Annotated in this window: 1 protein-coding gene; it reads left to right on the top strand. The window is 74.4% G+C overall.

Annotated features, from left to right (window positions below; translation table 11 throughout):
• Positions 1-7 precede the first annotated feature (7 nt).
• A complete protein-coding gene (locus ACFY3I_RS25415) occupies positions 8-23,974 on the top strand; it encodes a lonely Cys domain-containing protein (protein ID WP_390862919.1) in 23,967 nt (7,988 codons plus the stop codon).
• The last annotated feature ends 68 nt before the right edge of the window (positions 23,975-24,042 follow it).

Here is a 24,042-nt window from a genome sequence, read left to right as displayed (position 1 = left end):
CCCGATCATGTCTGAGTCGATGTTCCAGGACAAGAACTGGGATCCCGATCCCGTTTACGAACTCGGCAACGCCCTCATCGACTTCGGTGACTTCCTGGACGAGCAGGCCGCCAGGATGACCAGCGCGGAATTCGACCTGAACCTCGGGGCGTGGCGGGGCGACGCCGAGATGTACATGACCCAGGCGTTCGCGGACCAGCGGGAATCGGTGATGAACATCATCGAGGAGTTCTGGGACACCGGCGAGATGATCAACTACTACGCCATGCTCCGCACCGAGCAGGAGGAGACGCTGGCGAAACAGGCGCTGGCGGAGCTGATCGCGGGCCTGGTCGGTGTCTTCCTGGGGGCTCTCCTGTTCGCCGCCCCCGAACTCCTCGGCCTGCTGGGAGCCGCGCTCTCCGTGATGGGCAGGGTCGGCGAGATCATCGCCGGCGCCGTCGAGTCGATCGGCACCATGGCCGCGAACGTCGGCGAGTTCGTCGGCTCCGCCGTCAGCGTGATCGGGGACACCCTGCCCGACTGGGTCGTGACGATGGCGGGCGTCACCGGGAACGTCGCCCGTTTCGGCATCGAGTTCATGGGAGTCAACGCGGCCTCGGTGGCGGCGGGCAACGCCGCCGCGGGCCTGGAGACCACCGCCCAGCAGCTCATTCCCGTCCCCACCTCCCTGGAGCAGATCCCGGGCTTCATCTCGGACATGGTGCTGTGGGGCGGGATCGGCATCGCCGTGGCCACCGCCACCAAGGGCCTGGCCGGCCTTGCCAAGGACAAGCTGACCGTTCCCAAGGCCGACGTGAACGTTCCCGACGTGAACGTCGGCACCGGCGACGTCGGAACCTCGGCCGGCACCTCCCCGACGGGCGCCGGTACCGGTACGGGCCTGACCCTGCCGTCCTCGGTCACGTCCGTCACCTCCGTCAGCGGGACGATCGCCGACTCCTCCAAGGGCCTCACCAAGTCCGGCCTGACGCTGTCCTCGGACGTCGAGGTCAACTCCACGGTGACCCGGACGCTCACGGGCACCACGGCACGCACGTCGGTGGACACGGCTCCGGCGCCGACCCCCGCCAAGGTGACGACGACCGGCACCGGTGACGGCCCGAGCACCGGAGACGGTCCGAGCACCGGTGACGGTCCGAGCACCGGTGGCGGGACAGCCGTTCCGGACAAGGTGACCCCGGTGGACGCGGGCGCCTCGCCCGGCGGTTCCTCGGCGGTCAGGACGGGCGGCGACGGCGCCACCCAGCCCGTACAGCCCGCGCAGAGGACCGGGACGACCGGAGGGGACACGAACCCGGTCACGAGCGGCGCGGCGGACGGCGCGAGGCAGGGCGCCGGCGAGCAGGGCGTCCTGCACGACGTCGGCTCCGGCCTCAGCGGTGTGGCCAGGACCGCGCAGGCCGCGCAGCGGACCGTGGACGCCGTCACGGCCGGACACTCGACCGGCGGCCAGGAGTCGGTGGGGACATCCGGGGCCGCCCCGCACGCCGTACGGACGAACCTGGACGCCCAGCCGGCCACCGCCGCCCCGCACGAGGCGGCCTCGGGGACGCCGGGCCCGACGACGGACGCCGTCGGCGGCGGCAGGACGCAGGACCCGGGCGTCCGCGGGGTGGCGGCCGACGAGGCCGCGTCCGCGGTGCGGTCGGCCGCGTCCGGGACGCCGGAGGCCGGGCATCCGGCCGGTGCGCCGGGCGAGGCGTCGGCCGGGCGGAGCGGCGGCGGTGCCCGTACGGGCGCGCTCGAGTCCGCGGGCGGTACGGCTGCCAGGTCCACGGCCGGGGAGCAGGGCGCCCGCCGCACGGTGGACGGCGGCCCCGCGACGGACGCGGCCAATGCCCGGGCCGGCCTCGGGGACACGGCCGCGCGTTCGGGCACCGAGCAGGGGCAGCGCGGCGCCGGTGCCGCCGAGGGGACGCGCACGACGCCGAACGCGGGACGCGCGCCGCTGAAGTCGGCCGCCGGTCCGGGCGGCCGCCAGGTGCGGCCCGCGGGCAGGGCCGACACCAGGTCCGCGTCCGGCGAGGACGGCGCCACGATCGCGTCCGGCGAGGAAGGCGCCACGACCGCGTCCGGCGAGGAAGGCGCCACGACCGCGTCGTCCGCGTCGTCGGCGAAGGACATGACGACGCCCGTGGAGGCGTCCGGCGCGACCGTACGCGGGGCGTCGGCCAGGGCGGCCCGCACGGGGTCCGAGGCCGAGGCCGACGGGGTGGGGCAGACCCGGACCGGCGCGCCCGGCGGAGCGTCGGACGCGCGGCGGGGCACGGACGGGGTGCGGGGCACGGACGAGGTGCGGTCGGCCGCCGGCTCCGAGGAGGCCGGGGCCGGGCGGACCGCGCCGGACCGGGAGTCCGCCGCCACGCACGTCACCACGGACGCCGCCACGCACGTCACCACGGACACCGCCACGCACGTCACCCAGGCGGAACGGCAGCGGCTCGCGGCCTTCAGGGAGGCCGCCGGGCGGCAGGTGGAGCCCAGGTCCGCCGCCGACCCGTCGAGGTCCGCCGCGGCGAAGTCCACGGACGCCACCGACGTGTCCGAGGCGTCGGAGGCGGGACAGGAGGGAGCAGGACGGGTCCGGGACCCGGGCCCGGCGGACGGGGCGGGGGCCCGCGGGCCGGCCACCGCCGTCACCGACGCGCGCGCGGCGGACGCACCGTCCGCGGAGGCGGCCGTGGACCGGCCCGGGCAGGACGCGTACGACTACCGCCACGACACGTCGGCCGCGAAGAACGCCGCGTACGAGGAGTCCAGCCGCCGGCAGGACGGGACCTACGCGGCCAGGCTGGCGGCGGAGGCGGAACGGGCCGCGGAGCGGCTGGCACACAACCGGCGTCTGTGGAACGCCTTCGAGGACGTCCGCGGCGATCTGACGCACGAGTACCCGGCGGTCAGGTCCGAGGCGGTCACCGACATCGAAGCCGTGGTGAGGGGCGAGGGGGTCTCCGACCACTACGCCGAAGGGCTCGCCGACGCCTATCGCAAGGCGGTGGACGAACACCGGCAGTACCTGGAGGAACACCCGGAGAAGCGCGCCGACGACCTGCGCGTGGGAGTGGACTCCGAGACCGGTGCCGTGACCCACTCCCCGTTGCAGGCCAGACTCGTCAAGGCGCTGGAGTCGGTGCTGGACGACGGCTACCGGGGTCCCTCGGCCGGTGAACTGGTCGAGGCCGTCCACCGGTCGGCGGACGAGAGTTCCGGACCGAAGCAGTGGGCCCGCAGGCTCAGCGTCCCCGAGGACCTCGTCTCCACCGTGGCCGCCGCCTTCGACGAGGCACGCTTCGAGTTCTCCCGCACGGGTGAATCCGACCCCGCCACGCACGCGTTCGAGGAATCGCTGACCGCCAGGCTGGAGCAGCACCTCGGCGGCCTGGACCACGGCCTGTCCGCACGTCCGCTGGCCGACCGGATGATCCGCGAGGAGAGCAGGTCGCAGGGCGCCCAGCCGCGTCCCTGGCGGGAGGAGGTCAAACAGCGCCTCGAAACCCGGATGGAGAGCATCAGGGACGCCGTCGAACAGGGTGAACTCACCACCCGGCAGGGCGAGGCGGCGACCAGGAGTCTCTACGAGGGCCTTCCCCAGGAGTTCGCGCTGGAGGCCGCCGTGCGTCAGCTGCGCGACGCCGCTTCGGACGCCTTCGACCGCGCGCTGACCCACCCGGACCGCCCCGGGGAGGACCTGTTCGTCTCCGAGGCCCTGTTCGGCCGGCGCCCGTTCTCCCCGAAGGACGAGGCGGCCTTCCGCACCGACTTCCTGGACGAGTTCACGGCCGGCCTGCACGAACTCACCCAGCGGCTGGAACTGGACGGCACCCTCGTGCACCGGGACTTCCTGACGGACCTCCTCGACGGTGCGCGCTCCCGTTTCGACGCCCTGACCCGTGGCCTTGAGACCCGGCTGACGCTGGCCGAGGACGCCACCCGCGCCTTCGACTCCATGGCCGACTCCAGGGGCCTGGACCGGTCCTCGGACGACATCGGCGCGGTGCGCGGGGAATTCCTCGACGAGTACGCCGAGGCCACCGCCGAACTGTCCGACGGCAGGCCGGTGCGCGAACTCACCCGCGCCGAGTACGCCGACGCGGCCCACGGGTTCAGCCGCGCCCTGGGGGAACTCCAGGACCGCTGGGCGGCCAGGCTGGACGCGAAGGCCGCGGAGCGCGACCTGCGCCGACAGGCCGAGGAGATACGCGACAACCGGTACGTCGCCTCCCGGGACGTCGCCGACAGGATGCTCGCCGACCACACCAAGGCCTTCGACGACGAGGTGGCCCAGATCCTCGGCTCGCGCAGGCCGCAGGACCTGTCCGCCGAGGACTGGGCCACCTACACCACCGAACTGGCCCAGGCGCACCTGGCGTTGACGGAGCGGACGGGGGCCAGGCACGACCTCCACTCCGGCCTGGAGAAGGCGCTCGACACGGCGGACAGTTACCTCTACGCGGCCCTCGACGCCCGTAAGGGAACCGAGTTGGGCTCGCGGGCCGAGCGGGTCCGCGACGACATGCGCAGGGCGCTCACCGACGCCTACCGGGAACACGTCGGCATGCCGGAGAAGGGCCAGTGGTCCGCCGGTGAACTCGACGCCCGGGACGCGCAGTTCTACGACAGGGTCCTCGACCCGTACACCCGGTCCCTGTCCGACCGACTCGCCTACGAGGAAGCCTTCGACGCGGCGCTCGCCGAAGGCGGCCGCCGGTTCGACGAGCTGACCAGCAAGGTCGACGAGGCGACCGGATCGGTCACCGGACGCTACGCCCTGAACGGCCACGTCCTCGGCCGGATCGCCGACGACTTCCGCGACGACGCCGCGCAGGCCCACCAGACGGTCTACGGTCCGGCCGGCCGCGACGCCGAAGCCGCGCTGAAGGCGGAGCGGGCGGACGGCGACGCCTTCGGCGCCGCACGCGATCAGGCCCGGCGCGACCTCGTGCACGAGGTGGAGATGCCCCGGCACCGTGCCGAACAGGAGGCGTGGCGGACGCGGCTACGGCAGGGGTTCGCCACCTTCGAGGCGGACGCCGACCTGCGCGGGCAGGTCGAGACGCGGGCGTCGTCCATCGGCTCCGCGGACGCCCGCCGGACCTTCCGGGAGGACAGCCGGCAAGTCCTGGACACCTTCACCGCGGAGGTGAGGGCGGCCCGGACACCGGACGACGTCGGCACGGCGGTGCGCGGCGCCCAGGAGAGGATCCAGACCCTCTACGACGACGCCGCGAAGCTCGACGCCGAGCACAGCCGGTGGCGGGAAAGCCCCGAGTGGCGGCTGGACTTCACGCGGCTGACGGTCGAGCGGACCCCGTTCGGGGCATCCGGCCGCCCGCGCGGCCAGGCCGACGGGACCTTCTCCCGGGACGCCGCGTCCCCGGCCGAGCAGGCGCTGGCCGACCTCCGGGCCGGCACGGAGCTGCGCGCGGAGGTCTACCAGGCGTTCGAACAGCGGCTCGCCGACAACCCGGCGACGCGGCAGACCGTTCCGTACACGGAGCAGACGAGGATCCGGGAGTGGTTCGTCGACCGGTGGACGGAGTCGGCACAGCAGCCCGGCGCCGGACGTGACGCGCTGACCACCGAACTGGACGAGAGACTGGACCAGGCGTACGGCCGGGCCAAGGCCACGGCGGAGGCGTACCAGGTCTTCGACCGTGAGATCGCGCTGTCCTGGAAGCTGCGTTCCACGTACGCGTCGTTCGGCTCCTCGTCCGTGGCCCGTGCGATCCGGGACGACTTCGGCCGGGAGAGGGCCACCGCCGCCACCGGCGACGAAGGTTCGGCCTCCGGGCTGGTGGAGCGGTTCCGGGAGCACTACACGCGGGCCCACAGAAGCTGGCAGGCCGAGCAGTGGGCCCACGAGGCGTTCCGGAAGGCGCTCGTGGTTCCCGGGGCGGGCGACCTCACGCGCGGTCGGCCGACCTGGGCCCAGGAGCAACGTACCTGGTACGACGGCCGGCTTGGGGAGCTGCGCGACCTGTACACGGCGGAATGGCTCGCCGCCGGCGAGGGGCGGCCCTCCTCGGACACGGCGAACCGCCTGGCGGAAGCCGTCCGGTACGCGGCGTCGCTCCTGACGGGCCGGGCCGACTCCCTCGACGGCACGGTCCGGCAGGCCGCCAAGCTGGCCGGGGCCCGGGGCGCGGAGTCCGACTGGTCCCGGGACCTCGCCCTGTGGCACCGGAACGAACAGGCCGCGCTCGTCCATGACTTCGTGACACACACGGCACAGCTACGGCCGGACGCGCGGCCCGCCGCCACGGCGGATCTCGCCGCCGCGCTGGACGCGCTGCGCGACGCCGCCCGCATCCGTCATCTCGCGCACCAGGACCTGGCCGGGTACCTGTCCGAGGTGCGGATCGAGCCCATGACGGTGACCTCGGACGCCGTGGTCGGCTGGGTCCGCCAGGAGATCGACCGCATCCGTACGGAACACGCCGAGGCGTTCGAGGAGACGTACCGGAACGCGGCACACCCCGAGCCGGAGCAGGACGCCGAGGGGCGGGACGCCGATGAGCAGGATGCCGAGGGGCTGTCGGTCTCCGAACTCTCCGAGCTCAAGGCCGGTGTCAACAAGGAGCTGCGGCGGGTGAAGTCGCCCTACGGCCCCGCCGCGACCGACGACGTGGCCAAGGTCCACGCCGGGCTGCCGTCGTACTGGAAGAAGAACCTCGAGTCGACCGCCCTGGTGGCCGCTCGCGCCTACATGGCCCTGAAGGCGGCCGAGGCAGCCGGTCCCGGAGCCGGCGAGGTCGACCTCAAGCGCCTGCGACTGGGTTTCGCACCCGGCGGAACGGCCTCCCGGACGCCCGCCGCGGCCCTGAACCCGGAAGAGCCCCTGAACACGGAAGAGCCCCAGGCGTCCGGGCGGGCCCCGGCCGGGGACCGGATCCCGGAGATCGTCGTCACCCCGCCGGCCGACGAGCCGCCCGCCCGGGTCCAGCGGCCCAGGTTCCCCGGCGCCCGCATCGACGAGGAACTGGAGCTGCACCGGTCGGCCCGGCTCGACCGGGCCCTGCTGCCGCCGCCCGTCCACCAGGGCCCGGGCCGGTTCGAGGACGGCAGCAGGATGCCGGACCACCTCAACCTCCTCACGCTCATGGCCGAGCACGACCCGGAGGTGCTCACCGACCCCGACCGCCTGGCCGTGCTGGACGACGCCGCGGCCTTCGGCCAGAGCGAGGTGACGCTGCGCGGCGCCGACCAGGTCGTACGGGAGATCGAGCGGCAGCTCGCACAGGACCCGGCGACCCGGCCCCAGGAACCCCGGCGAAGGCCGTCGCGCGTCAGTCGCCCGCCCCGCAGCGGCACCGACGACCTGCTCGGCAGGGTCGGGCACGCACTGGCGACCGCACCGCGGACCCTCGCGGGCGAAGGCCGTGACTTCGTGTACCGCACCGCCGAGGGGCGGATCCGCACACTGCGCGTCCGGACCCGGAACTACGGGGAGTGGGAGCGGTTCGGCGACGGGGCCGGCAAGGTCACCAAGGTCGACAACCTGAACCGCAGTCAGATCACCACCGGAGCGGGCAAGACGGTCGCCACCACCCGCCAGCTGGCCCCGGGCGTACCCGTGGGACCGCCGAGCCATCTGTTCGCCGGGTTCGGCCGGATCTCCGCGCGGTTCGGATACACGCGGGCCTTCGACTACCTGATGAGCCAGCAGGTGGTGAACCAGAGCGAGAACCGCTCCGCCGGCCCCTCCCACCTTCATCTCGACGACGTCTACTACGAGTTGACCGTGACCGACGGGCCGCTGCGGCCCGCTCGCAAGGGCGTCCTGGGCACCGGCTGGCGCAGCAGGCCCGCCGAGGCGCGCAACCCCGACGCCGCCTTCGGTTTCGCGGTGCGCGACGGTCTCGGGGTGCGGGTGCCGGACAGCCTGACGGACCGCTCGGAGCCGGGCCGGACGCCCAGGACGATGCGGCTCGACGCCGGGTCCGACTACCGGATGGTGTACACCGAGGACTTCGGTCCGGTCCGGGAGATCCGGGACTGGGCGGCCGACCGGATCGGAGCCCGGCCCGCCAGCTCCGCCTACCAGGAACTCGACGCCCTCTTCTCCTCCGACAGCTTCCAGCAGCTGTCCGGGCGGCTCTCCCACTCCCGGGTCACCAGTGTGCCGTTGCTGGCGGACGACAGGAAGCGCACCCCGCTGGGCGCGTTCGTGATCGAGCGGACCGTACCGGGACGGGCGCTGTTCATCACCGAGACGGACCTCCAGGAACTGCGCGAGACAGGCCAGTTGACGGTCCGCAACGAGCGCAGGGAGACCAGGTCCCTCAACCAGGACCTCGCCGCCGTCGCCGGACCGACCTTCAACCTGCCGAGCCTGTTCGGTCTGACCGACGCGCTGCGGCTCCGCATCCAGTTCGGACCCGTGGCACGCTACGGCCACACGTCGGGGCGTACCCAGGTCACCGGCGGCTCCGGCGCGGTCAAGACCGCGGGCCAGGTGAAGGACACCACCAGCAGCCTGTACCTGGTCGAGAAGACCGTGTACGTGCGCAAGACCGGGGACGCGCGGGCGACGCCGTTCGTCACCTGGAGCCTGGACCGGATGACGCCCACCGAGGCGCGCCGGCTGGCCGGCTGGGACGACGGCACGACCCTGCGGGCGCGGAGCGGCGCGGAGCCGTTCGCCCCGGCGTACCTCACCGAGGACCGCCCGCCCACCCTGGGCATGAGCCGGGTGGAACAGTTCACCTTCGCCGACGGCAGCTACAGCGGCCGGCCGGCGGCGACCGCCCCCGCCGCGGAGGGCGCCGAAGGCATCGAACTCGCCGGGACGGACGCCGGACCCGCGCGGACCGTGCTCGACACCCTCATCGACCAGGTGCTGGAGGTGGTCGGCCGGAAGTACCCCGGGATGGTCGCCCCGCTGGCCGACCTCGGCGATCCCTCCGCGTGGCGGAACGCCGCGCACTACCAGATGGTGCTGTCCAACACGCTGACCGTCGTCAACACGCTGTCCCACCACAGCATGGCCGGGAACCTGGAGGCGATGACCACGACCGGCATCCGGGTCGGTCTGGTGGAGCCCGGCCGGGCCACCCGCGGCTACCGGTACATCTGGCTGGACGCCGAACTGACCGGCCGCCGCTACGAGGGCACCCAGAACGACCTCAAGATGCGGTTCAGCTCCCCGGGCGCCACCTCCGTCGCCGGACAGCAGAGCATGTCGCACAGCGCGGGCGCCGGGTTCGAGGTGCTGGGATCGGTGCGCGACAAGGCCGTCGACAACGTCGGTGCCCCGAAGCACGGCGGCACCGCGCAGCTCGGCTACCAGGCGGACGGCCGTACGCAGCACGGGATCGGCTACGGCCCGAGCGCCACGTTCGAGCCGATGGCGGTCAGCAACAAGCCGTCCCACCTGTACAGCTACGGCTTCAAGCTCACCGCGAGCACCGGTGGCTACTGGCGCTTCCGCAGCCTGCTCCGGGGCATCGCCTCGCTCGGCGTCCTCGGCACCCAGCCGTTCGTCTTCAGCCAGGGCAGGTCCGAGGTCCTCGGGGAATCCGCCGCCGATCCCGCCCCCCGCGGCCGGGTGCTGCTCAGCGTCCCCTCGGAGCACATGCCGGCCCGGAACCCGCACGCGCCGGGCGCCGTCAACCCGTACGCGGGCACCGACGCCGACCGGGTCACCAGGGAGCCGATGACCCACGCCGAGGCCCGAGCGCTGACGTCGGGCTCGGTGCCGGCCACCGAGGCGGGCCGGCGGCCGGGAGCGCTCGGCGAACACCCCCACCACACCGTGTCCGTGCTGGCGCTGGGCGGCGAACCCGGCATCGTGGACAGGGTCCTGAAGAAGGCCTCGGGAGGGCTGTGGCACCTCACCGAGGAGGGCGCGCCCGCACACGACGCCGCGACCCGTTCGGAGCGGGCCCAGTTCCTGACCGCGGACTTCGACCAGAGCTCCGGACCGCTCGGCTCGCGCACCACAGGGCTGTTCGGCAAGGGCCCCTACCTCGACTACCTCGGGACCGTGGTGCACCGGGTGCGGGTGACCGCGCTGCGCGCCCTGGGCCGGCCCACCGTGCTGCGGACCGAGACGACGGTCGGCGGCAGCACCCAGGCGTCGGGGTCCCAGTCCAAGTCCTTCACCCAGTCCTTCGGCGGCACCCTGATCTACAACCACTCCCACTCCGTCGGCCCGGAGATCACCGGCGGTTACGGACTGGTGCTCCGTCCCTGGTGGCGCTCCCGGGGCAAGGCGGTCCAGGTCTCCCGGACCGTCACCTCCGACATCAACCGGGTCGACGGCGGACACCAGGTGCTGGTCGCCGGCGACGCGGAGCACGAGGTCGCCGCGGCCGTGCGCACCGGCGGCCTGCTGGCGCCGCTCACACGCCTGCTGCCGAACCGGGTCCACGGCTGGGCAGGTGAACGGTGGCGGGTGAGCGGCGGCTGGCTCGGGCACGTTCCCGAACGCAGCGCACACCTGCTCAAGATCGTCAAGGACGCGGCGGGCGCGGTGCCGATGTACGACGCCAGCCGGTGGACGCAACCGGAGTGGTTCCGCGGCAACCCCTTCGCCACCTACCCCGTGACCTCACTGGACACCTCCCGGGTGCTGGAGGACTTCGACCGGAAGATCAGCGAGCTGGGGTTCGACGACGTGAGCCGGGAGGCCGTCCGGCAGCTGGCCTCGGCCCGGGTCGTCCGGGCGCTGCGCCGCGAGATGACGGGCATCGGTACCTCGGTGCCGGCCCGGATCGGCGGCCCCGGCTGGAAGCGCGCCAGGATCGGCACGCGGACGGTACGGATACGGGCGCGACTGGTTCCGGACGCGAACGGCCAGGAGTTCACGGGGCTGTGGCCGGGCATCGAGATGGAGGACCACCGGCTGGCGGTCGAGACGGTCAGCGAGGCCTTCGACGTGGCGAAGGGCCGCGACCTCGGTGTGCTGGCCACCGAAGGCGTGCACACCGCCAACCACGACGTGACCGCGGCGGGACCCACCTACGCCGAACTCGGCTCCAACCGGCAGACGACGTCCGGCTCCCGGTCGGCCACCCGCACGAAGCTGTTCTCGACGTACACCAATGAGCCGCACGCCCAGTTCACCACCGCCTACCGGCTCGAACTCAGCATGGAGATCGAGGGCGACACGGCGGATTCGGGCTTCGGGAAGACACGGAGGACGAAGAAGAAGCAGCACGTCCTCACCGAGGGCGACGTCGGCCGGCTGACCGAACTGGTGGCCACCAGCCTGATGCGGCCGGACACCTCGACGGCCACCGCCGCCGACACCGCTCCCGACCCGCTGGCCCCGCCGGAACTCGACGCCGGGCCGCCGACCGTCAACGTGCTGACGGGACACGACGTCCCCACGACACCCGAGCGGCTCGCCGAGTGGCGCGCCACCCCGCACGCCGACGGCACGTCCAGGCCGTTCACGATGCCCGCCGAGGGATTCCAGGTACGCACCGTGGTCGGCGCGGAACGCGTCCAGGCGGCGAACGTCGTCGCGCTGGCCAAGGCCTACGACAACACGCTCGCCGGCACCAGGGGGGAGCTGACCGGCGACGCGCTGGACCGGACGCTGGACAGGGCGACGGCGAGCGGCCTGACAGTACCCGGCACCGGTTCCGCGCAGGCACTGGAGGACGGCACCGGCAAGGGCGCGCTGTCCGCGTTCTTCCACGACAGCGCGACCGGTGACGGCTACCAGGTCGCCGGGCTGACCGAGGACCTGTTCGCCGACCGGTCCGACGGGACCCTGGCCATGTACTCCAGGCCCGACTTCGCCGGCGCGGAGCTGCTGACGGTGGCCGACAACGTCCGGATGGAGGCGGCCGACCGGTACACGGAGAGCGACAACGTGACCGCCTCCCAGGGCGGCACCCAGGACTCGGCACTCGGCGTCTTCCCGGCCGTCAAGACCGACATGGTCGGCCTGACCGGCCCCGGCGCGAGCGGCACCGGCTCCGACACCATCGAGACCGACGGTCGCCTCATCACCGGCGAACTGGTGAAGCAGGACCGGGTCAAGCCGAAGGGGGCCCGCGCGTTCGCCTTCGCCGTCCCGGTCACCTGGCTGAGCATCGCCGACGTGAACCGGCAGTTCAAGGACGGCTCGGTCGCCACCTGGGTCCGGGACCACCTGATGGGACCCTTCGGCGGGGTCAGACCCGGCCCGCAGGCCGTCGAGTCGCGGACCCATGCCATCGCCTGGGTACGCGAGGACGTCGCCCGCGACCTCGGACTGATCACCGACGCCACCTTCCCCCCGCAGGTCGCCAAGGCCTGGGACCGGGTGAAGGACGCCGGAAAGGCGTGGTCCGACGCCGACGGGAAGTACTGGAAGCTGCGCCGGAGCCTGGCCGACCTGCAGGACGCCCTCGACGCGGCCGGGGCCGCCAGGTCCGTCGCCCGCCGCGGGCGCGACGAGATCCGCGCCGCCGCGCGGCGGGAGCACATCGCCGCCCACGCCGACGTCGTCGCCGCGGTCACGGCCGCCGAGGCACGGCGCGACCGGCCGGCGTCGGACCGGCTCACGGCGGCCCGGACCACGGCCGCGGACGCCCGGGCCGCGGTCGAGGCACTCCTCGCGCAGCGGGAGTCGGAGAGCGCGTCGCAGCCCGAGCACGACGGCTGGGCGGAACTCGCGCGCGAACAGCTCGACGCGCTCGACGGGCGGATACGGACGGCACGCGAGGCCCGGGAGCGCGCTGACGTACGGCTCGCCGAACTGGAACGGGACGAACGCGACAGCCGGCTCGCCGACTTGGACCGGACCGTCAGGGAGGCCAGGCAGGCGGCCGGCGCACGGAGAGCGGCAGCCGACCGGCGGGTACTGGCCGGCGACGAGAACGCGGAGACCGCGGCCCGGACCTTCCGGACGGCGCGGGCCGCCCTGGACACCCGTCTGCGGGAGGTCGGCGAACAGCAGACCGCCGCCGAGGCCGCGGCCGCCGCCTTCCACCAGGTACGGGCCGAGACCGACCGGCTCACCCGCTGGCACCGCCTGCCGGACGACCCGCGCACCGCGGGCGACCCGAACGCGGTCCCGACGCGGGCCGGGGTGCCCGAACCGGTGCTCACACCGGCCGCAGCCAAGGCGAAGCCCGAGGCCGCGGCGCGCCCCCGCTACGCCGACGCCGTCACCGCCGACGGCGCGCCCGCGCTCGTCGCCCCCGAGAGCGGCACCGTCCACCGGCTGCTCGACGTACCGAAGGACGGCCGCTCCTTCTTCCACGGCCTCGCCGAGAGCCTCGGCCTGACCGTGGACGCCGACACCCTGCGCCAGGAGTTCGCCGACCGGCTGGCCGCGCTCCCGGACGACTCACCGCTGCTCGCCTACGTCGCACCGGACACGAAGGACACCTTCACCGACGCCGAGTTGCGGGCCGCCGGGGTCGACCTCGGGACCGGCACCCCGGAGCGCCGCGAGTTCGACGCCCTCGGCGTGCTCCCGCACTCGGCGGGCCCCCGGCCCACCCCCGACCAGCGCCACCGGCCGCTGACCGCGGCCCAGCGCCGCTCCGTCGCCGTGGCGCAACTGCGCCGCCCGGCCGCCGCGGACGACGGGTCCGGCTGGGACCACGGCGCCGCCGACCTGCTCGCGGCCCTCGCCGCCCCGCGGTTCGGGACCGTCGTCCGGGTCGTCGCGGCGGACGGCACCTTCCAGGACTTCGGGCCGGATCCCGACGTGCCGGCCGCGGCGGACGCCGAGAAGGCGGTGCTGTACCTCGCGGACCGGCGTTTCCGCGTCCTGGAACAGCGGCCGACGCAGGGCACCGCAGGCAAGGCCGCCCGGCCGCCGGTGACCGTGCCGGCCGCGCCGGCCGCGCCCCGAGGTGTCCTGCCCGCACACGCCACCCGCCCCTGGACCTGGGAGGGGCTGGACGCCGCCGGGTCCGCGAAGGAGCCCAGATACGACGCGGCGACCCGACCCGGACAGCTGACCGACCCCGAGGGCCACGTCTTCGACCTGGTGGAACCCGCCGGTGACGGGAACCGCTTCTACGCGGCCGTGGCGACCGGGCTGGCGGCCGCCCGGCAGCAGGCCGCCGGCGTGCCCTCCACCGTGACCCTCCCCGGACCTGCCCGGGCACTGCCCGCCACCGCCCGGCTCGCCCCCCGGGCGACGTTCCGGCCGGCGGAGCTGACGGACGCCGGGGTGACGCTCACCGACGCGCAGGACCGTGAGTTCCGGCAGAGCGGAGGCCGGCTGCCCGCGTCCCTGACGCTCACCCGTCCGCAGGAGGAGGCCCTGGTCCGGGCACAGCTGACGGCCGCCCGGCGCTGGGACCGCGCCACGGCCCTGCTGGCCGCCGAACTGACGGCACGCGCCAACGGGATCCACCTGACCCTCGTCCACGAGAACGGCACGGTCGACACCTTCGGCACGGCGGCGGTCCGCGGCGCGGACACGGTGACGGTGTACGAGCGCGGCGACGAGTACCTGGCGGCCGTCCCGGTCGCTCCCTTCAACCCCGCCCCGCCCCTGGACCACCGCACCGGCGGCCTCCCGCCCGAGCGGCGCGAACAGCTCCTGACACCGACCCGGGCCGGGAAGCGGCGGGCCGACGCCCCCGGCGCCGAGGCCCAACTCCCGCCGGTACCGGGCCCCTCCGGCGCGCACGCCGCCCCCGTACCCGACGAGCGCACCGAGCCGGAGGTACTGGAGGACCGCGCGGAGGCCGTCGTCGAGTGGAAACAGGCGATCGCCCTGCTCGACGCGGCGGAGGCGGCCCGGCGCGCCGGTGCCGGTTCGTCCGGCACGGCCGATCCGCTGGAGGCGCTGCGGGAGCGCCTGGAGGGCGCGGAGGCCCGGCTGCAGGCGGTCCACCGACGCCTGCGCGAACTCGGCGACGACGGCGGCCGGCCCCCCGGAAACACGCGACCCCGCCCGCCGGTCGTCCGCGACCAGCGGGCCACCCCACAACCCGAGCCACGCCGACACCCCGCACCGGAGACGCCGGAATGCGCGTCCGAGGCGCCTGTATCCGTGTCCGGGGCGCCGGAGTTCGTATCCGAGGTCCCGGAGTCCGCGCCCGGGGCACCGAAGTCCGTGGCGGAGACACCGCAGTCCGCACCGGAGGCGTCGGAGTTCGTGTCCGAGGTCCCGGAGTCCGCGGCGGAGACCCCGGAGTCCGCGGCGGAGACCCCGGAGTCCGTGCTCGGGGACCCGGAGTTCGTGTCCGAGGCCCCGGAGTCCGCGCCCCGGGCGCCGAAGTCCGTGGCGGAGACACCGCAGTCCGCACCGGCGACGCCGAAGTCCGCAGCGGAGGCGTCGGAGTTCGTGGTCGAGGCCCCGGTGTCCGTGTCCGAGGCCCCGGTGTCCGGGTCCGAGGCCCCGGAGTTCGTGGTCGAGGCCCCGGAGTTCGTGGTCGAGACCCCGGCGTCCGTGCCCGAGACGCAGGCAGCGGGTGCCGAGGACGCTGCCCGCGTCCCGGCACCCGCACCCGCGCAGCAGCCGTCCGCACCCGCGCAGCAGCCGTCCGCACCCGCGCAGCAGCCGTCCGCACCCCCGCAGCAGCCGTCCGCCCCGCGTCGTGCCCTCCTGCCCGCTCCGAAACGGCTGGCGCGGTACGCGGAGGCGCTCCAGGACACCGGCGCCGAGCCGCCGGGCGGTCGCGAGGCCATGTGGGCCCAGCGGTCCACGGCGCTCACCGCGACGGGCACCGGCATCCCACCCCGTTTCGTGCAGATCGAGGACGTGACGGCCGGCTACACGCCGACCGAGGAGAACGGCGAGGCCAACGCACCGCTGGCGGGCGCCAGGTTCATGAACCTCTACGGTCGTACGGACGACGGCGGAACCCTCGCGGTGATGGCGGAGAACTACCGTGCGGCCGGCGAGGAGTTCACGGCCGCCGACGCCTTCGTCCACCAGTGGTCGACCGCGCAGCGGCTGCTCGCGGGCGAGAAACTGTCCCGGAAGAAGCTCGCCGACGCGGTCGAAAAGGACCTGGCACGGCCGAAGTCCGCCGCCGACCTGCCCGACCGGCTGCCCGACCGGATCTACCGGCAGAACATCTCCGGTCCGGCCGCCAAGAAGGCGCTGGGCGCCCTCCTCGAAGGGGACGCGAGCAGCAGGCAGTTCGTCGCGGGCGACGAGGCCTACGAGAAGGTCCTCAGGACCGTCAACGGCAAGTCGACCCACAACATCGTCAGGACCTTCGACGAACTCAAGGGCCACTCGGGCGACGACGCCCACCTGATCACCGGCGGAGCCCTGTTCCGCGACGCCAACGGCAACTACCAGTTGCGCTTCGACGTCGTGCGGGCGGCCGAGGCCGTCGGCGGCGACCGGACCGAGGCGCAGGCCACGGCGGTCACCGTGCCGGACGCGGAGGCGTCGGCACGCGGGCCGGAGATCCGGTCCATGGCGGCCGCCGACGCCGCCGCACCGGTCCCCAGCATGTCCGACGCCCCCCGGACCGACCCCGGCAAGAGCGCCCCCGCGAACCCGGCACAGTCGGACGCGGTCGCCACCGGCACCCTCGCCGGCGACCGGGACGCGGCCGGTGAGGCCCGCACCGAGGGGATCGGCTCGACGGGGCCCTGGACACACCGGAAGGTCGCCTTCAAGGAGGGTTCCACGGCGATCGATCCCTTCCAGCGCGGCCGTCTCGGCGCGCTCGCCCGCAAGGTGGCGGAGGTGGGTCTGCGCGACGTGCGCGCGGGACTGGACGCTCCCTGGATCACCGTCACCGGGTACGGCAACGGTTCGTGGCTGACGCCGGGAAGCGCCGACCGGGGCGCCGGACGCGCGGGGCAGGAGCGGGCCGACGCGGTGGCGGACGTGCTCCGGGACGAGCTGTGGAACGCCCTGTACCTCCTCCAGCGGAACGATCCGCCCACCGCCAGGCGGGTCGGCTCCGACGCCTTCAGGATCCTGACCGTCAGCGAGGGGCGGAAGATCCCCGACGGCGGGTCCCAGGCCACCGACGCGCGAGCCCTGCGCCGGCGGGCGGACGTCGACGTCGACCTGGCTCCCCGGTCACCCGCCGTCGACCTGCTCGACGAGCTCAGGAAGGCCGATCCGGACGCCGCCCTGCGCGAGGCACCCTTCGACCCGGCCCCGTTGGCACGCCGGATCCTGCACCTGGACCCGGGGCAGCCGGTGCGGGACTCCCATCGCCAGAAGCTCTACGCCCTGGTGGAGGAGGCGATCGCGGCCGGCCGGGCGACGAGCCTCGCGGAGCTCGGCGCCTACCACCTCTGGCGGCACGGGGCGTTGTCCGACGCGACCCGGATCACCGCCGCGGACGGCCGTTCCCTGGGCCGCAACTGGACGGCAACCCCGGCCGTGGACCTGTCCACCCGGTCCTCCTCCCTGCTGCGCGGGGGCATCCTCGTGAACCGCGCGAGCGCGCTGTGGCGGCAGCGGGGAGCCGGCGACGACCGCCCCTACGTCATCGCGGCCGGCGGCGACCACGACCATGTCGAGGTGCGGCTCGCCGACGGCTCGCTGCCCCGGGTGCCGCTGGAGGAGTTCGCGGAGCTCCTGTCGATGGACCAGGACCTCGCCGCGCTCGACGGCGGCCTCGGTGTCGTACTCGCGGTCCCGCGTGCGGGAGCCATGCGCCCGCGCCTGCCGCGCACCGCCTCCGCCCGCACCGGCAGGACCGTCTGGGCGCACAGCGGCGAGGTGCGGCTGTACCGGGACGCGGTCTCGAAGCGGACCCGGATCGCGGTGGTCGACCGGAACGCGGCGGACGAGCCGCTGGGCACCTGGTTCGCGAGCCGGCCGGACGACCTCCCGGCCGGCGACGCGGCACCCGGGGTCGAGGAGCGCTTCGTGCGCGCGACCGACGGAACCCTCGTGCCGGACGACGACATCATGAGCCACACCCTCACCGCCGCCGGGCGCCCCTACGGCCGCGCCGTCCTCGGCAAGGGCGACATCGCCGGGCGGGAGGAGTACTTCGGCTCCATGCCGACGGCGAACGAGTACGTGCACATCGATCCCGTCGGGGGCCGGCTGTACGGTGCCGCCGAGACCGTGCCCTGGATCGGCCGGGAGGCGTACTTCTTCAACCTGCACGGGCACCCCGGGGCGTTCGAGATCAGACGCGCGGACGGCACCCTCAAGTCCGCCCGCGGCGACCAGGTCGGCGGCTACCTGCGGCGGAGCCCGAGTTTCCGGCGGCTTCCGGCCGACGGGGTCCTGGTGCTCATGTCCTGCTGGGTCGGCGCGGCCGCGGACGGTCCCGTCTCCGTCAACACCGCCGGCCGGGCGCCCTTCGTCGCCGACCCGCTGGCGACGCTCTCCGAGGCACAGCAGGTGGCCAACCAGGTCGGCCGCACGGTGTTCGCGGTCGACCGGGTGCACTACCTGACGTACGACCAGGGTGTGAAGCGTCAGGCGATCGCCACGACCGCCGAGGGGGAACGGCGCAAGTGGCTGGAGTTGCGCCCCGAGCCGGCCGGGGAGGCGCTGGACGACCTGGCCCGCGAGGCCGGCCTGCACACGCGGCCGGGCGAGGCACCCGAGGAGACCAGGGCCGCCACGCTGCGGCTGGTGCGGGCGCTGCGCCAGGTGTTCGGGGCCGCGGTCGAGGACGACCGGGACGACGCCTACGGCGAGTACCGGCGGCTGCTGCGCGGTATCGGCGCGCTGGAGTCGATGCGCCGGAACGACCCGGGGCTGCGGGACGCCGGTCCGTTCACCCTGGAGCTGCTGGAGCGGGCCGCCCGGGCACATGCGGCACGGGCCACGCGCGCGGCCCTGGACCCGGCGGACGTCCTCGCGGTCCTGGAGGCGGCGTCGACCCGGCCCGGCGGGACGGCCCTGCGTGACTTCGTCCCGCTCGCGTCGATGGACAAGGCCCTCGGGCTGCTCGCGACGGGCGACGCCGACGAGCGGGCCGTCCGGGTCCTGGACCTGGACCCGGCCGCGGGCCCGGTCACGGACGCCGACCGGCAGCGGCTGCTCTGGGCGACGGTCAAGGCGGTGGAGGCGCTGGAGGAGACCGCCGACACGGAGGCGCTGGCGGTCAAGGTCCTGCACCTGGACGCGGCCGCCCACCCGGTCGACGACGCACGACGTGCCGAACTCCTGTGGACGACGGCCGGTGCGGCCGCGGCCGGCCGCGACGTCCGCAACCCGACGGCGGTCGCCGCCCACCACCTGCGGCGCAACGGTGCGCTGTCCAAGGAGACGGTGATCAGTTCCTGGAGCGGCAGGGTGACCGGCCGGAACTGGACCGGACGGCCGATGACCGACCCGCTGTTCAGGGACAGGTACATCTCCGTGGACCCGGCCGTCGGCAAGGCGAGCGCCGCGGTGCGCCGGGTGCCGTGGCACCGCTCCGGAACCGGCACCGAGAAGAACTCCGGCTACCTCGTCCTGGCCGAGGGCGGTCCCGATCATGTCGACATGCCCTGGCCGGACGGCTCCCGACGCCCGGTGCCGGTCGACGAGATCGCCGAAATGCTCGCCGAAGACGATGAGTTGAGCCGACGTCCGCAGGCGGAGCCGATCGTGCCGGTCCGGGTGGGCGCCGGCGCGAGCCGTCCCCTGATGTCGGCGCTCTCGGACCGCGCGGCCACCGGCCGTACGGCCTTCATGCCCGAGACGCACGCCGACCTCTACCACGACGCCGCGACCGGGCAGTACTACCTGGTGGTGGACGAACCCGCCGCGGGGACCGGCTCGACGGGCTGGTCCCGTACCGACCCGCCGCCGCTGGCCCCGTTCGCCCCGGCGTCGTCCTCGGCACCCGTCGGCAACGCCGCGCCCACGGCCGTGGAGTCCGCCGCGTCCGCCGCGTCCCCCGGATCCGTCGACCCGGCCGCACCGCCGCACGCCGGACGGGAGTCCGCCGTCGACGCCACGGGTCCGGCCACCACCACGACGGACACGGCCGCCGCGCCGTCGTCCTGGACCAGGGCGAGGGTCACCTTCGAGGAGGGCTCCAAGGAGATCGGCCCCGACCAGCGCGGGGAACTCGCCGCCCTGGCCCGCAAGGTGGCCGAGACGGGACTGCGGGACGTACGGGACGGGTTCTCGGCCCCCTGGACGACCGTCACGGGGTACGGCAACGGCTCCTGGCACAGGGTGGTGCACGGCGACGGAGGCGCCGAACGCACCGGCCAGGAGCGCGCGGACGCCGTCGCCGACCTGCTCAGGACCGGCATCGGCGACGCCCTGACACTGCTCCAGCGCGACGATCCGCCCACCGCGCGCCGTGTCGGGGCCGACGCGTTCGGCATCAACACCGTCAGCAAGGGGCGGAACGCGACCGGCGACGGCTCCGGCCTGCGGGAACTGCGGCGGCAGACCGACATCGAGATCGACCCGGCGCCCCGCTCACCGGCCATCGAACTGCTGAACAGGCTGCGGCGGGCCGAGCCCGGATTCGGCCTGGCCGACGACTCCTTCGATCCGGATCCGTTCGTCCACCGGCTCCTGCAGCTGGATCTGGGCGAGGAGCCGGTACGGGACGTGCACCGCCGCGCCCTGTACGACATGGTGGACGAGGCGATCGCGGCCGGCCGGGCGACGAGCCTGGCCGCGCTCAGGGCGTTCGAGCTCCGGCGGCGGGGGGCGCTGTCCGACGCGAACCGGATCACCGCCGCGGACGGCAGACCCCTCGGCCGCAACTGGACGGACAAGCCGGTCACGGACCTGGTCACGGCGTCCTACCGGCGGACCGGCAAGGGTGCCGTGCAGCCGACCCCCACGGCGCTGTGGGAGCAGCAGGGTCCCGGTGACCACCGTCCCTACGTGATCGCGGCCAAGGGCGACCACCAGCATGTGGTGGTGCGGCTCGCGGACGGTACCCGGTCGTACGTGGCACCGGACGTGTTCGCCGAACTGCTGGCCATGGACGAGGACCTGACCGCGCTCGACGGCGGCCTCGGTGTCGTCCTCGTCGTCCCGCACGCCGGTGCCCTGAGCCCGCGCCTGCCGCGCACCGTCGCCGTCCGCACCGGCCGGACCGTGTGGACGCACACCGGCAGGGTGGATCTCCAGGACGACTCCTCCTCCGGGCCGACCCGGATCGCGGTCACCGACTCCCGGATCCCGGGGGAGCCGGTGGGAAGCTGGTTCGCCAGTGAACCGGACGGCCCGCCACCCCCGCCCGAACAGCTCTTCCCCACGGACTTCGTGCGGATGACCGACGGGAAGGAGGTGGCGGACGACGGGCTCATGACCCACACGCTCGTCGCGGACGGGCGCCCGTACGGCCGTAGCGTGCTCGACAAGAGCGACCAGTACCAGCGTGAGCAGCCTCTGAGCTCCCTGCGGACGATGGACAACGAGTACACGCACATCGACCCCGTCGACCTCGCGCACTACGACGACCCGGAGAAGGTGCCGTGGACCGGCCGGCCGGCGTACTACTTCGCCCTGCACGGGAGGCCGGGGGCGTTCATCCTGGTGACGACGTACGGGTCCCGCGGCCACGCGCGCGGCGACGAGGTCGGCAGGTACCTGCTGCGGCGTCCGAGCCTGCGGGGCCTCGCCCCCGACGGCGTCGTCGTCCTCATGTCGTGCTGGGTGGGCGCGGCCGCCGACGGACACCCCGTCGTCCACGCCGCGAGCCGCGCGCCCTTCGTCGCCGACCCGCTGGAGACGGTCTCCGAGGCCCAGCAGGTGGCCAACCGGGTCGGCCGTACGGTGTTCGCGGTCGACCGGATCCACTACCTGACACGCGAGAAGGACACCTGGCTGCAGGCGATCGCCACGACGGCCGAAGGAGAGCGGCCCAAATGGCTGGAGCTGCGGCCGGAACCGACAGGGGCGGTGCTCGACGACCTGACCGCCACGACGGACCCGCGATCGCAGGCGGATCCGTCCCACGAGCGCGACGGCGCCACCACGGTGCGACTGGTGCGGGCGCTGCGCCAGGTGTTCGGGGCCTCCGTCGAGGACGACCGGGAGGACCCGCACGGGGAGTACCGGCGGCTGCTGCGCGGTATCGGCGCGCTGGAGTCGATGCGCCGCGACGATCCGGGACTGCGGGACACCGGAGAGTTCACCCTGGACCTGCTGGAGCGTGCCGCCCGTTCGCACGCCGGGCGGTCCGCGGGCACCGGCGGGGCTCACGACCGGTTCCTGGACCCGGCGGACGTCCGCGCGCTGCTGTCGGCTGCGGAGACCCGGCCCGCCGGGACGGCGCTGCGCGACTTCGTGCCGCTGCCCTCGGTGGACAAGGCCCTCGGGCTGCTGGCGATGGGCGACGCCGACGCACGGGCCGCCGAGGTTCTCGGCCTGCGCGCGGGCCGGACCACGCGGACGCACCGGCAGTGGACGCTGTGGGCGACGGTCAAGGCCGTCGAGAGCCTGGAGGCGGCCACCGACGTCGACGCCCTGGCGGTCAAGGTGCTGCACCTGGACCCCTCCGCCGGGCCCGTGGACGACGCACGGCGCGAGGAACTCCTGTGGACCACGGCCGCGGCGGCCGCGGCCGGCCGTGACCCCGGCAACCCGACGGCGGTGGCCGCACACCACCTGGAACGCAACGGCGCCCTGTCCCCGGCCACCCTGCTGAAGTCGTACAACGGCCGCGTCCTGGGCCGCACCTGGACCGGCGCGCCGCCGGCCGGCTCCCTGGTCGTGGACCGGTACCTCGCCTCGTCCGACGGCACCGACGGAGCCAGGGCCCGGTCCCGGCCGGCGCCGTGGCCCGTCCACGGGACCTCACCCGACCAGCAGCCCCTCGCCTACTTCCTGCTGGCCGACGGCGGGCCCGACCACATCGACATGCCCTGGTCCGACGGCACCCGGCGCCCGGTACCAGTCGACGAGATCGCCGAACTGCTCACCCACGACCCGGAGCTGACCGGCCGTCCGCTGGGCGAGCCGATCGTGCCGGTCGTGCCGCACGCGGGCCGCGGTCAGGCACTGGCGAAGGCCCTGTCGAGCCGGAAGGCGACCGCCAGGCCCGTGTACGCGCCCGCCGTGGACATCGGCCTCTTCCACAACACCCGGACCAGGGAACAGTTCGTCGTCGTGGCCCCGCGACCCCAGGAGGCCGCGGCCGGGCCCGACTGGGAGCACATCACACCGCCGCCCCTGGTGACCCCCGCACCGGCGGCACCCGCCCGCACCGTCGTGACGACGGCGGGCGGGCAGGGCACCGACAGGGAGGAACCCCGGCCTCCCGTGGCCGCGCGGCACGGGGAGACCGTCCCGGCCGTACTGGAGATCTTCGAGGGGCCGATGCCGAACGCGGCGATCCCCACCGACGCGGCCGACATCATCCCGCCGCCGATCCCGTACCAGGCGCGGCCGGTCTTCGTCGCCGACGGCCGCGGTCCCCGGACGGTCCTCTCCGAGGGTCTGCTGCCCGGCGGCGAGGGACTGGACCTCGTGGCCCATGCCCAGGAGGGCGGCCCAGGCCACGGATTCGTGAGCGCCGACACCTCGCCCGAGGCGGCGGCGCGGCGGCTGGCCGGGGGACACGTCTGGGAGGTCGACGCGCCGGGCGCCATCGACGCCGCGGCGACCCTCGACGCCTACGGGATCCGCCCGGACACCACCGGCCGGGACGCGGTGCTCTTCGCGGGCGGCGTCGCCGCCCGCTTCGTCAGGGGCGGCCGGCCGATCGTCCCGGGCGTCGGCGGCGCGAACACTCTCGGTGAGTGGATCCCCAACCCGGACCACCGGCCGGACACCGTCGTCCCCGACCCGGAGCCGGCCGCCCCCGGGCGCCGGCTGCCCCTGGAGCCGCTCCTCGAAAAACGGCTGTTCCGCGTGGAGGACGCGGTGTCCACCGCTGAACTCCGGGCCCTGTCCGAGGCGCTGGCCGCCGCGGACCCGGTACCCGGCGAACCGTACGGGGACGAACTGGGCGGCAGGCTGACCGAGCACGTCAGGGCGGCGCTGGCGACGGAGGACCTGGCGGTCGGCCACGTCGATCTGCACCTGAGCGTCGACGACCCGGACCACTCGATGGCGGGCATGGCACTGGCCCGTGCCGTGGCCAACCAGCTCCGCCGCCGGGCCATGCTCACCGTCGGCGCCCTGCGGACACCCGTCGACATCTGCCCGTCGAGAAACTGACACAGACCCGTTCGGACCTCGGATCCGTAACTCCCAGTGGAACCGCAGAGCGGACCTCCCGAGCGGAC

The sequence above is a fragment of the Streptomyces sp. NPDC001068 genome (genome assembly GCF_042897315.1).
In the GTDB taxonomy this organism is placed as follows: domain Bacteria; phylum Actinomycetota; class Actinomycetes; order Streptomycetales; family Streptomycetaceae; genus Streptomyces.
Note: the sequence above shows the minus strand (reverse complement) of the source record. Positions and strands in the feature narration are given on the sequence as shown.

Excerpts from the sequence above, each read along its gene's own strand:
- ACFY3I_RS25415 (WP_390862919.1), top strand. The coding sequence starts at position 8 with ATGTCTGAGTCGATGTTCCAGGACAAGAACTGGGATCCCGATCCCGTT.